The sequence below is a fragment of the Flavobacterium sp. 1355 genome (genome assembly GCF_017833415.1).
Classification (GTDB): Bacteria; Bacteroidota; Bacteroidia; order Flavobacteriales; family Flavobacteriaceae; genus Flavobacterium.
The window spans coordinates 79,798-92,071 of the sequence record NZ_JAFICC010000016.1 but is presented as its reverse complement, the minus strand read 5'-3'; the positions used below and the strand labels follow the sequence as shown (position 1 = coordinate 92,071).

General features: G+C 33.6%; 14 protein-coding genes and 1 tRNA gene. 12 read left to right on the top strand and 3 right to left on the bottom strand.

The genetic code is table 11. From position 1 onward, the window contains the following. Positions 1 to 162: 162 nt before the first annotated feature. Together JOD96_RS19405 and JOD96_RS19400 are read right to left on the bottom strand one after the other, a co-directional pair. On the bottom strand, positions 163 to 1,149 hold the full coding sequence (locus JOD96_RS19405) for a hypothetical protein (RefSeq protein WP_209565875.1): 987 nt from the start codon (positions 1,147 to 1,149) through the stop codon (positions 163 to 165). A 133-nt stretch (positions 1,150 to 1,282) separates the two neighbouring features. Continuing rightward, positions 1,283 to 1,582, bottom strand: a complete 300-nt coding sequence (locus tag JOD96_RS19400) for a hypothetical protein (protein WP_209565874.1) — start codon at positions 1,580 to 1,582, stop codon at positions 1,283 to 1,285. A 130-nt stretch (positions 1,583 to 1,712) separates the two neighbouring features. On the opposite strand from JOD96_RS19400, the gene JOD96_RS19395 reads away from it, so the two are divergent. The 5 genes from JOD96_RS19395 to JOD96_RS19375 all read left to right on the top strand — a co-directional run bounded on the left by JOD96_RS19395 (position 1,713) and on the right by JOD96_RS19375 (position 6,260). After that, positions 1,713 to 2,297 (top strand): RNA polymerase sigma factor, encoded by a 585-nt coding sequence (locus JOD96_RS19395; RefSeq protein WP_209565873.1) that lies wholly within the window; start codon positions 1,713 to 1,715, stop codon positions 2,295 to 2,297. Between the two features lie 2 nt (positions 2,298 to 2,299). After that, a complete protein-coding gene (locus tag JOD96_RS19390; protein ID WP_209565872.1) occupies positions 2,300 to 3,025 on the top strand; it encodes a tetratricopeptide repeat protein in 726 nt (241 codons plus the stop codon). A gap of 233 nt (positions 3,026 to 3,258) precedes the next feature. Next, on the top strand, positions 3,259 to 4,038 hold the full coding sequence (locus tag JOD96_RS19385; RefSeq protein ID WP_245188454.1) for a TatD family hydrolase: 780 nt from the start codon (positions 3,259 to 3,261) through the stop codon (positions 4,036 to 4,038). Positions 4,039 to 4,102: 64 nt separating this feature from the next. Continuing rightward, positions 4,103 to 5,239 carry a 1-acyl-sn-glycerol-3-phosphate acyltransferase gene (locus tag JOD96_RS19380; protein ID WP_209565870.1) on the top strand — a complete coding sequence of 379 codons (1,137 nt, stop codon included), beginning with the start codon at positions 4,103 to 4,105 and terminating at the stop codon, positions 5,237 to 5,239. Then, complete coding sequence (locus JOD96_RS19375) at positions 5,229 to 6,260, top strand: asparaginase (protein ID WP_209565869.1); 1,032 nt, start codon at positions 5,229 to 5,231, stop codon at positions 6,258 to 6,260. Before JOD96_RS19380 ends, JOD96_RS19375 begins: the two co-directional genes overlap by 11 nt. Before the next feature lie 98 nt (positions 6,261 to 6,358). Here JOD96_RS19375 and JOD96_RS19370 read toward each other — a convergent pair whose 3' ends face one another. Beyond that, positions 6,359 to 7,600 (bottom strand): MFS transporter, encoded by a 1,242-nt coding sequence (locus JOD96_RS19370; RefSeq protein WP_209565868.1) that lies wholly within the window; start codon positions 7,598 to 7,600, stop codon positions 6,359 to 6,361. Between the two features lie 90 nt (positions 7,601 to 7,690). Here JOD96_RS19370 and JOD96_RS19365 point away from each other — a divergent pair, with 90 nt between their 5' ends. The 7 genes from JOD96_RS19365 to JOD96_RS19335 all read left to right on the top strand — a co-directional run bounded on the left by JOD96_RS19365 (position 7,691) and on the right by JOD96_RS19335 (position 12,271). Next, positions 7,691 to 8,566 carry a LysR substrate-binding domain-containing protein gene (locus JOD96_RS19365; RefSeq protein ID WP_209565867.1) on the top strand — a complete coding sequence of 292 codons (876 nt, stop codon included), beginning with the start codon at positions 7,691 to 7,693 and terminating at the stop codon, positions 8,564 to 8,566. A 144-nt stretch (positions 8,567 to 8,710) separates the two neighbouring features. Beyond that, positions 8,711 to 8,797 (top strand) — tRNA-Ser (locus JOD96_RS19360). Between the two features lie 196 nt (positions 8,798 to 8,993). Further along, positions 8,994 to 9,503: a hypothetical protein gene (locus tag JOD96_RS19355; RefSeq protein WP_209565866.1), complete on the top strand. Its 510-nt coding sequence runs from the start codon at positions 8,994 to 8,996 to the stop codon at positions 9,501 to 9,503. 104 nt (positions 9,504 to 9,607) lie between these two features. Next, positions 9,608 to 10,186 carry a hypothetical protein gene (locus JOD96_RS19350; protein ID WP_209565865.1) on the top strand — a complete coding sequence of 193 codons (579 nt, stop codon included), beginning with the start codon at positions 9,608 to 9,610 and terminating at the stop codon, positions 10,184 to 10,186. Further along, positions 10,186 to 10,530: a hypothetical protein gene (locus tag JOD96_RS19345; protein ID WP_209565864.1), complete on the top strand. Its 345-nt coding sequence runs from the start codon at positions 10,186 to 10,188 to the stop codon at positions 10,528 to 10,530. Before JOD96_RS19350 ends, JOD96_RS19345 begins: the two co-directional genes overlap by 1 nt. 142 nt (positions 10,531 to 10,672) lie before the next feature. Further along, on the top strand, positions 10,673 to 11,035 hold the full coding sequence (locus JOD96_RS19340; RefSeq protein WP_209565863.1) for an S-adenosylmethionine decarboxylase family protein: 363 nt from the start codon (positions 10,673 to 10,675) through the stop codon (positions 11,033 to 11,035). Positions 11,036 to 11,038: 3 nt separating this feature from the next. Beyond that, entirely contained in the window at positions 11,039 to 12,271 is a 1,233-nt protein-coding gene (locus JOD96_RS19335) for a DUF4178 domain-containing protein (RefSeq protein ID WP_209565862.1), read from the top strand. The last annotated feature ends 3 nt before the right edge of the window (positions 12,272 to 12,274 follow it).

Here is a 12,274-nt window from a genome sequence, read left to right as displayed (position 1 = left end):
TGATAGTAGTGTAAATCCTTTTTTGCCGGGGTTCGGCAGAAAAGATTGCAACGGATAGCAGGATTAGCTTCTGAAAATCATCAGAGTTAATTTTAAAACTGGATTAAATGTAAAAGAAAGTGATGAGCAAATCACCACTTTCTTTTAAAAAGTATTTGTAAGTTATTGAATAGCATTGATTGCAGCTACCAGTTGTGCTTCTGTACCGGTTGTTGTTTCGGCAAGCGTGAAAGTATAAACATCGTTTGCAGCAACTGTCACCCCTTTTATTGCATAACGCCATTGACCATTGTCTTCGGTTACAAAAATCACATGACAAGCCAGTCCGATCGGAATTTGTCCGTAATGTTCGCTGAATAATCCGGCTGCTGTATACGTGTCCAGTTTAGCAAGTGCATTAGTACCTTCACCATCATAAGACAAGTAAACTGCACTGTTGTTATTATCATATCCATCAGGAACATCTGCAAGAATTGTCGTTTTTGGTCTTGGATCACTGTAAAAACGATCCACATTTGTCCATCCAAAATTTCCAAAAGTTACGTAGTAATTGGTTCCTTCACCCTGAACTCCGCCTTTTCCGTTGGCACCATCACCACCTTCTTTAACCTCTCTCCAGGCTAGTTCACCCTGCTCGTCGATTGCACCAGCCCATAATGTCATGGTATTGTCTACGCCATCTGTTAAATCTGCAGGAACAAGCATGGTCATCGAACAGGAGGTTTGAAGTGCAACACCACCCTGAGTAGCCTTAATGAAGAATTCACCACCAGAAATTAATAAATTTTTCTTACCGTCTGGAGTTATCCCCATCGTAGGTTTGTTGGTAACCAACATATTTCCTTTGTCAAAAAGTTCGATATATTCGATATCTACAGCTCCTGTTACCGCATTACCGTTTTTGGTTAAACAATCACCGTTGATGTTTACTTTTACTCCTTTTGCAGAAGTAAACGTAACTACACCATTTCCTGCAGTAATTGTAAAATTTTGCGTATTTCTTTTAACTCCTTTTTCGTTGATACTTTTAAAAGCGCCTGAAGTTGGAGGCAAGATTACATTAGTATCGTCGCCATCGCTGTTGTCGCAGCTTACGAATGTCGTTATAGCGAATAATAAAAGTCCGATTGTTTTAAAGTTTGTTTTCATGATATTCAGTTTTAATAGTTATTTAATAATAGATACTTATGGCAGGAGAATTGTTACCCTGTTTTATTTTGATTTATATGAAGAAATCAATTGCGGTCAAAATTTGTTACCCTTCTTTTTATTTTTTTTGATTTTATTTTGAAAGGCACTTTTCTTCAAAGACATTTCCGTCTTCATCCAATGCAACGAGGATGTCATTTTTCCGCGAAAGCGAAACAATAAAATAGACCCAGATTATAGCCCAAAATCCTAAAGTCATCATGGTAAGGAATAAATGAAAAGGATGATTTATTTCTTTTTTTTCTTTTGATAAAACCGCGTAAGGCAATTTTTCATTATGTTCGATAATGACAAAACCATTACGTTCTTTGGCAGAAAGCATTTTGTAAAACCGATCAAGATTTTTTTCGTTTATGAGTTGATAACTTTCCATTTTTCTTAATTTTTTGGATTATTCTAAAAGATTCTTACTTCGTTATATCAACCTGATTTTATAATTGTTACCCCTCAAATAGAAAAATATTTTAATATCTTTATAGATTAGTGTTTTAAAATGCTGTTTTATGGCCAAGATTAAAATTCATTCCGACCAAAAATATATTGAAGGACTCGCTGCAAATAACTCCGCAATAATTCAGGAGATCTATAAGAAGTTTGTTCCAAAAGTTGTTTTTTATATTAGAAATAATTCCGGCAACCAGGATCAGGCGCAAGATGTGGTTCAGGAGATTTTGATATTGCTTTTTAATCAGGCAAAAGCCAATACACTACAATTAACATGTCCGTTTGACGCTTATTTTTTCTTGTTATGTAAAAGAAAATGGCTCAATGAATTGAAAAAAACATCAAATAAAGGGGTAACAATTCACGAAGATGCGGGATCTATAAGTGAATGTGATCCTAAATTGGTGGAGTCCACCGAAGAATTTGATGAAAAACAACAGCTTTTTGATGCCATGTTTCAGAAATTGGGAGACAAATGCCAGGAATTATTAAAGTTGAGTTTTACAATTAAATCTATGGAGGAAGTTGCTGAAAAACTAAATGTTACATACGGTTATGTTCGTAAAAAGAAATCGTTATGCGTTGGTCAGTTAACACAATGGATTCAGGAAGCTAAAAATTTTAAATCCTTAAAAAATAATTAGTCATGAACGAAGAGCGCTATATATTATTTGATCAATATCTTCAGAATGAAATGAATGCTGAGGAAAAGTCGAATTTTGAAAAACAAGTATCCGAAAATGAGGAATTTGCATCAGAATTTGCCTCTTTCAAAATAGCACATTCCCAATTGGAGAATAAATTCGGAATTGCAGCAGAAAGGGAAGCGTTTGAAGAAAATTTGACTAAAATTGCCAATAAACATTTTAATAAGGAAAGCTCAAAAGTAATTGCCTTTAAACCATGGAATTATGCGGTTGCAGCTTCTATTGTGGTTTTGGTTGGTCTGTTTTTCTTTAATTATATGCAAAAACCCGTATATGAAGATTTTAATCAGCACGAACAGGCTTATTTTACAGAGAGAAGTATAGAAAATGCCACTTTGAAACAAGCTGAAACAGCTTTTAATGAAAAACGTTATAAAGAAGCAGTTCCGCTTTTTGAGAAAATTCTAAAGCAGACAAAAACACCCGAGATTCAATATTTTTACGGAATCTCTTTGTTAGAAGCAAACAAAACAAAAAAAGCAGCAATTGTTTTTCAGGAACTTAGATCAGGAACATCTGTTTATAAAGACAAAGCAACATGGAATCTTGCCCTTACCAGGCTGAAACAAAAAAACTATATTGGCTGTAAAGAAATCCTGCTAACTATTCCGGAAGATTATGAGGATTATGTTGAAGTTCAGGTATTATTAAAAGAATTGGAATGATGCATAAGTTTTGAAATAATAAAAACGAGGAATTTCGCAAGAGACGCCTCGTTTTTTATTTAATCGCAATGTGTACGTGTGTGATCCTTCCTCCGTCACAATGACAAGATTGTATCAAAAATCCGCGTTCATCCGCGCTTTCACGAAGTGAATCCGTGCCATCCGCGTCCCATTTCGTCAGGATTGGGAAAGTTTTTATTATTGTCGTAATTTTGCTTTTTAAAATTATGCCATTGAATTCAACAACAATTATTACAGACACACACACTCATTTATATTCAGAAGAATTTGATCAGGACCGTGACGAAATGATTCAGCGTGCTATCGATGCCGGAATCACACGTTTTTTTATTCCTGCAATAGATGCCGCCGCAACGCAGTCAATGTATGATTTAGAAAAAAATTATCCGGAAAATATCTTTTTAATGATGGGTTTGCATCCCACTTACGTGAAAGATAATTATCTGGAGGAATTAAAACATGTTGAAACCGAATTGGCCAAAAGAAAATTCTACGCCGTCGGAGAAATCGGAATTGATTTGTATTGGGATAAAACGCATCTTAAAGAACAGCAAATAGCCTTTAGAAAACAAATACAATTGGCAAAACAATACAAATTGCCAATCGTAATTCATTGCCGTGAAGCTTTTGATGAAATTTTTGAAATCCTTGAAGAAGAAAAATCTGAAGATTTATTTGGGATTTTTCATTGTTTTTCCGGAACTTTAATACAAGCACAGCAGGCAATTTCCTATAAAATGAAATTAGGCATAGGAGGAGTAGTAACTTTTAAAAACGGAAAGATCGATCAGTTCATGAACCAAATCGATTTAAAACACATTGTTTTGGAGACAGATTCGCCTTATTTAGCGCCAATTCCGTATAGAGGAAAGAGAAACGAGAGTAGTTATTTGGTGAATGTGATTGCAAAACTGGCTGATATATATAATGTTTCTGAAGAAGAAATAGCAGCAATTACAACACAAAACTCAAAAGACGTTTTTGGTATTTAACGAAATCGTTACTTTAATTTGGTTTTTTTTTTGTTCTTTTGCCCACCTAAATAAATAAAAAATAATGCAGAAATTTGATGCTATTAGACCGTTTTATGACACCGAAATAAATGAAGCACTTCATAATGTAGTCAATCATCCGATGATGAAAGCCATGATGAACTTTACTTTTCCGGAATTAGAAGACGAAGTTTGGAAAGATCAGCTTAAGAAAACACACTCTATTCGTGATTTTCAATGCAATTTTATTTATAATACCATTCAAAAAGTCCTGGAAAGAAGTTCTGAAGGGCTTACAACCTCAGGTTTTGATAAACTGGAGAAAAATACTTCCTACCTTTTTATATCCAATCACAGAGATATTCTATTAGATACGACCTTATTAAACGTTTCTTTGTTTGAACATGGCTTGGTCATGACGGCATCGGCAATTGGTGATAATCTGGTAAAAAAAGCATTTTTGAGTACTTTGGCAAAACTAAACAGAAACTTTTTGGTTTTGAGAGGGTTGACACCAAGAGAAATGTTGCAGAGTTCTAAACTATTGTCCGAATATATGGGGCAGTTATTGCTTCGCGAAAACAGATCGGTTTGGATTGCACAAAGAGAAGGCCGTACCAAAGATGGAAACGACGAAACCAATCCGGGTGTGCTTAAAATGATCGGAATGGGATCTGATGAAGCCAATCTAATGGATTATTTTAAGAAATTAAAAATCGTTCCGGTATCTATTTCGTATGAATACGATCCTACAGATGTTCTCAAAATGCCGCAATTGATGGCAGAAGCAAACAATGAGATTTATATAAAAGAAAAAAATGAAGATTTCATGACCATTTTGAGTGGTATCATGGGAACTAAAAAAAGAATACATATATCTGTCGGAGATGTTCTGGATACAGAAATTGATCAGATTGTAGCAGAAAATGACAATACCAACAAACAAGTTCAGGCTTTGGCACAGGTAATTGATGATAGTATTTTGAAGAATTATCAGTTATGGCCAACAAATTTTATTGCTTACGATATTCTAAACGAAACCGATAAATTTTCGCATTTATATAAAGAAAATGAAAAATCGCTGTTTGAGCGTCGTTTAGAAATGCGTATTGGCAGCGATAATCCTGTTACGAGACAAGGGTTTTTGTCAATGTATGCCAATCCTGTTGTCAATAAATTAAAATATCAGGATGTCGTCTAAGCCTAAAATATTGTTGATTTATACCGGAGGAACCATCGGTATGAGCAAAGATTTTGAGACCGGCGCGCTTAAGGCATTCAACTTTAGCAAATTATTGCAAAAGATTCCTGAACTAAAACAATTGGATTGCGAAATAGAAACTGTTTCATTTGAAAATCCAATTGATTCCTCAAACATGAATCCCGAAATGTGGACAAAGATTGCCACTATTATCGAGGAAAATTATAGCGATTTTGACGGATTTGTGGTTTTACACGGATCAGATACAATGTCTTATTCGGCATCTGCATTGAGCTTTATGTTGGAGAATTTGGCCAAACCGGTTGTGTTTACAGGATCACAATTGCCAATTGGTGATTTGCGTACCGATGCAAAAGAAAATCTTATTACCGCTATTCAGATTGCTTCGCTTCAGGAAGACGGAAAACCCGTAATTCATGAAGTTTGTCTATATTTTGAATATAAATTATACCGTGGAAACCGGACTTCAAAAGTAAATGCAGAACATTTTAGAGCTTTTACCGCACCAAATTATCCTGAATTGGTAGAATCTGGTGTACACTTGAAACTCAATTCGCATTTATTTCTTCCAATAAAAAAAGACGCTAAACTAATTGTTCATAAAAACCTGGATAATCAGGTAGCGATTATAAAAATGTTTCCGGGAATGAGCGAAATTGTGTTGGCTTCGATCTTGTCAACCCAAGGTTTGCGAGGGATTATTCTGGAAACTTACGGATCAGGAAATGCCCCAACCGAAGATTGGTTTTTAAAATTAATTGAAAAAGCAATCCAATCAGGCCTGCACATTGTAAATGTAACACAATGTTCCGGCGGTAGTGTCAATATGGGTCAATACGAAACCAGTACAGCCTTAAAATCACTAGGAGTTATTTCTGGCAAAGATATTACTACAGAAGCCGCAATTACTAAATTAATGTATCTGCTAGGGCATAATATTCCGCAAAACGAATTCAAAGATGTTTTTGAAACGGCTTTGCGTGGAGAAATTTCATTATAAGTTTTTCCACCAGATAAGTAATATAAGGTCATTTTGAAAAGCAAAAGAGACGCAGTTTTGTCAGGATGACAAGATTACGGATAATTGGAATTTGGAATTTAAATTTTAGGATTTTTGTACTCAATTGTGCAAGTCTCCAATTCTTCTTCATGACTATGTCTTTTGTAATAAACATATACTATCACCGAAATAATACAAATAATTCCCTGAATTGCAACAGTTGTTCTTACGCCAAGCGAATTAGAAATATATCCTATAATTAAACTTCCCACAGGAATCATTCCCTGATAAGCCATTAAATAATAACTTATGCTTCTTGATCGCATATTTACAGCACTTTGAGTCTGAATATAAATGTTTATCGATGAGGTTTGTGCCATCATTCCTACGCCACTCAAAGCCATGCAAATAAGTGCGACCGTGAGGCTATTTGAGTATGCTAATATAATTATGCTAAAACCCAGTAATAAACTTGCAGCAATCATTATTTTGCCCATATTATCAGCTCTTTTAAGATTAGCCAGATAAATTGCTGATAAAATAGAACCAATTCCTGCAGCGCTTTCAAACCAGCTAAAAGTCTGGGCGTTTCCGCTAAAAATATCTTTTGCAAAGACAGGCATTAAAGTATTAAATGAGATTACAAATAAACTGCTGCACATAAGCATCAAAAGCATTTTGGCCATTTCGGCTTCTTTTTTCACATAATCAAAACCTTCAATAAAATCTTCGAGCATTTTAAATTTATCTTTTGCCTTGATATGCGGAGTAATTTTCATCATTAATAATGAAACCAGCACAGGAATATAGCTAAGGAAATTGCCAATAAAACAAATGTCCTCTCCATATTGATGCAGAATAATTCCGGCCAGAGCAGGACCGGCAATTCGGGCAAAATTATTTAACGTTGAGTTTAGTGCGACAGCATTTGGCAGATCTTCCTTATCATTAACAATATCGATCATCATGGTTTGGCGGCAGGTCATGTCAAAAGCATTGATAATTCCCTGAATTAAGCTTAATGCCAGAATAAAGTTGATATTGTATATTTTGAGATAAATCAGCAGAGCCAAAGCACCCGCCTGCAGCATGGCAAGAGACTGCAAAACCATCATGGCACGGTGTCTGTCGTAACGCCCGATTATACTTCCGGCCAAAGGCGCTAAAAATAACGACGGAATCATACTTAAAAAAGTCGCCAATCCCAGTAAAAATACAGAGCCGGTGATACTATAAACCATCCAGCTTACGGCCGTTTTCTGCATCCAGGTACCAATAACCGACACAGACTGACCATAAAAAAAGAGCTTGAAGTTTTTTGATTTTAACGCTTTAAACATAACCTTAAATATTTAATACAAAGGTCGGAATTATGATTTCATTAGAAAAATTAATAATTTTACTGATAATGAGTATTAAAACTTATCGATATGGAAATTTATCAACTCGAATATTTTATCAAAACTGCTGAGGTATTGCATTTTACAAAAGCTGCCGAATTATGTTTTGTAACTCAGTCCGGACTTTCGCAGCAAATAAAAAAACTGGAGGAAGAACTCGGAATGCCTTTGTTTGTAAGGATTGGAAAAAAAGTGCAGCTCACAGAAGCCGGTTCTGTTTTTCTGATTCATGCCAAACAAATTATTGAAAATGTGCAAAGCGGCAAACAGGCGATTGATGATTTGAACGAAATGATTGGCGGTGAATTGCGAATTGGGGTTACTTATATTTTTGGACTTTTGGTTTTGCCGGTAGTAAATTTGTTTGCAAAAATATATCCACATTTAAAAATTGTTGTCGAATATGGTACGACCGAACCTTTGGAACAAAAATTATTAAACAACGAATTAGATCTTGTTTTGGTCATTTCATCCAACGAAATTGAGCTTCCATTTCAAAAAGTGCCATTGTTTACTTCAAAATTAGTTCTCGCTGTATCAAAAAAGCACTCTTTATCTGCTTTGGATAAGATTTCTTTTAAAAAAATTGAAGATCTTCCGCTTATATTGCCTGTAAAAGGATTTAATTCGAGAGAATTTTTAGATGAATTGTTTTTGAAAAATAATATGAAACCCAAAGTTTCTATCGAATTAAATGCGGTTCATGCTTTGTTGCGATTGGTAGACGACAGTGATTATTGGGCTACAATTGTAACTGAGAAAGCTTTACAAGGCTGGAATAATATAAAGGCAATAAATATTACGGGAGTTACCACGCAAAGGGATTCATTTATGTTAACAATAGAAGGAGCCTACCAAAAGAAAGCTGTAAAGCTATTTATGGAAGAATTTAGAAAAAGTATGTAAAAAGTAAGGTCTCACAAATTGCTCAAATTCACCCGAATTACAGATTTTTTTTTGAGAATAAGAAAATTAGTGAAGAATTAGTGAAATTCGTGGCAAAAAATATTTTCTAACTCAGTTTTTTTTGTGTTCTTTGCAAACCAAAATAGAAAGGTGTCCGAGTGGTTGAAGGAGCTAGCCTGGAAAGCTAGTATATGGGTAACTGTATCGAGGGTTCGAATCCCTTCCTTTCTGCGTATTTAAAAACCGCAATTTCATGTTTATGAAGTTGCGGTTTTTTTTATCACAATTTAAAACAAGCGTTTATACTTAATTAGTATTTGAATAAGAGCTATAAATTACATTCTTATTTTCAGAATTATGGATTACCATAAAATAATATTTACTGTAATAGTAAATTTGAATTCTATAAACATAAAAAACGTATAAAATGAAAAAATCTATCTCCTTTCTATTGTTACTATTAATATTTTCATCTTGTGATAACTCTAAAAAAGTTCAAATTAATGATACTCCTTTAAAGGAGAATGCAGAAGACCCCGTAAAAAAAGAACTCATAATAAATATTTTAAGTATTGTTGGGAAAAATAAGACTCAAGTTGAAAAAGTTTTGGGTAAAGCTGAAAATGAAGAAAAAATAAGGCCATCAGATACTCCTTGTGAAGATAAAGGTTGTGATAAATTGATTTATAAAAAAAGTAAATATGAAGTCGTTTTTATTAATGATAAAGCTGACTGGATTACAATTTATAATGTCTCTGAGTTCGACACTAGTGTTGAGGGAATTGAGTTATTAGGGTTAAAATTGACAGAACCGGATTTTAATAGTCCTAGAAATGTTATAAGATGGAAGAATATAGAAAATATCAAAGAAATTAATTTCTTTGACAATGGTTCAGGAAAATTAGATTATATCTATATTCATGGGCAAACCGAATAAAATTAAGGTTGTGAAATAAGAGAAAATTTATTAAAAACAATTAAAATCAATCAAATCTATAAGTGTAAAAATTAAACCATACTTTAGATATAAATCAGATTGTTATGAAATCAATTCTTTTCTTCTTATATTTTTTAGTCCTGACCTCCTGCGCCTCATTTTCAGACAGAATGATCAGGCAAGACAAAGTTTCTTTAAAAGAAAATGATTTAAAAGAATTAGAAGGAACTTATGAGTTATTTCCGGATTTGGAATATGACAAAAAAGGACAGCCACAGTCAATCACTTCTGAAGATTCTAAAAAAACATTCAATCTCAATTATTTTGTTTCAACTAAAGATAAAAAATATGATTATTCCGATAAATATTCGGTTACTGTAAAAATAATAGACATAAACAGAATAAGGTTTATAACCCAAAAGAATAATGTGAAAATCGACAGTGTTGATTTGGGCGGAAAATTAAGAAGTGGGCTTTTTTATCTTGACAACAAATTCCTGAAACGCAACGGGATTCCATATCTTGCCGGAGGCTATACGCATCACAAAACCAGAATTGGACTGTCAAAAAATAATGGTCTTATGGTAAATTATGCCTACGATAATTCGGGTGCACTTTTACTTATTATTGGAGCCGGATCTTCTTATAATTTGGGTTATCATTATAAAAGGATACAAGAATAATGGATAATTTTTACAGATATTACTTTCGTCCGGGTTATCAATCGAAAGAGCTTTTAATAGATATTTTTAGCGGGGCTGAAAACGAAACATTCCTTTCTGATTTTATCAATGCAATCAGCGAAATAAATCCAAAAATGATTGATATCCTTGATTTGTGGATGAACGATGAGGTTCTGATGACATATGATTCTGAAGTTGGAAAATTTACTGTTTCTAAAGATATTTGGGGTTTTGCATTTATAATGGCTGAGAATAATCAGGATGGTCTGGTTCAGATTAATTCGATTTTAGAAAAGGCTGAATTGTTTGAGAAAGGAGAAGTTGATTTTGAGAATTATAAATAAAAACGAAATGATTTTTGCCGCTCAAAGCATATAAAGAAGCAAATACATAGCTCTGAAAAGTTACGCTTAAAATGCCATTCTTAAGATTATTTTATTACAGAAATTATTATATATTTGGCCTCTGTGTTATACAAAAAATTTGATGGATTTACCGCCTTATTCGCCAGGATTGCATAAACTGGTTACTTTACATGTTGATAAAATCACTAAACTTACAGATAGTCAGGGTTTTGTTGATATTACCAATTCCATTTTAAATAAATATGAACTTGAGAAGGTTGGAGTAGTTGTACATGATTTTGAAAACAATAGTTTTACTATTTCATTCTGCCTCAAAGAATCGCATATTTGTATACACACCTGGCCAGAATACAATCAGCTAACTTTGGATGTTTATTTGTGCAATTATCTGCAGGATAATTCACAAAAAGTGCGCGATGTTATGGCTGATTATATTGCTTATTTTGATGCAGAAATTATTAAGGATTTTGAAATTAACCGATAAAAGATGAAGATTCCCTGTTACAGCTGTGATACCGTAACCGAATTAGAAGTTGGTTTTGATGTTGTGAATTTTGTCTGTCCGAAATGTCATAGCTTATATGCTCTTGACGATGAAGGTAAATTTCGTAGAAAATCTCAGTATAAAAAGATGCCGGATGATTATCCGCTGCATATTGGCGAGGTTGGTTTTTTGAAAGGGAGCGAATATAAAATCACCGGAATTTTGAGAAAAAATGTTCATCCTGATTATTCCTGGACGGAGTTTATTCTGCAAAATGAGGCTGGAGAGTTTATTTATCTTTCTCTTTCGAATGGGCACTGGATGCTGCTGACGGAAATGGATGTAACTTTTGAAGTAAAAAAACATCCTTTGATTCTGGAATATGAAAACAAAGAATATAATATTTTTGAATATTCAGATGCTGAAATTGTAAATGCCCAGGGATTTTTTGATTTTCAGCTTCCTCAAAATAAATTGATTCACCTTGTTGAATATATAAGACCGCCTTTTATTATTTCAGTTGAAAGAATGGATGGCGTTGAAACAGCTTTTTATGGAGAATACATTAAAAAGAGTGAAATAAAAAAAGCTTTTCCAAATATAACACTGCCTTATCAGAACGGTGTAAATATGATTCAGCCTTATAAATTTGATATTACCAATACGGCTGTCATTTTTTGCATTTTTGCATTGTTGATTATTACAGCAAACTGGTACATTTATAAAAATCAGGCCGAACAAAATGTGTTTTATAAAGAAATAAGATATAGTGAATTTGATAATAAAGAAATTACAAGCGATTCTTTTATTCTAAATGGGGCATCGGCTCCAATGACAATTAGTGTTTCAACAGATGTAGATAATTCATGGGCCAATGTAAATATTGCATTGGTAAATGAAGATAACGGTGATGAAATTTATACCAATAAGGATATAGAATATTATCATGGTTACTCTGACGGCGAATCATGGACAGAAGGCAATCAGTCTGAGGAATTTAATATTTGTGGAGTAAAAGCTGGAAAATACCATCTTTTGATAACGCCGCTAAAAGCTCCTGAAGATATTAATAATGATAGATTGAAAGTAAATGTAGTTTGGAATCAGCCTTCTGACCGAAATGTCTGGCTGGTTGTTATTTTTATGGTTGTTGTATTTTGTGTTATAAGATTTTTTAAAAGCACTTTTGAAAAAGACAGATGGTCAGACAGTTCATATTCTCCTTTTAACGAATAAAAG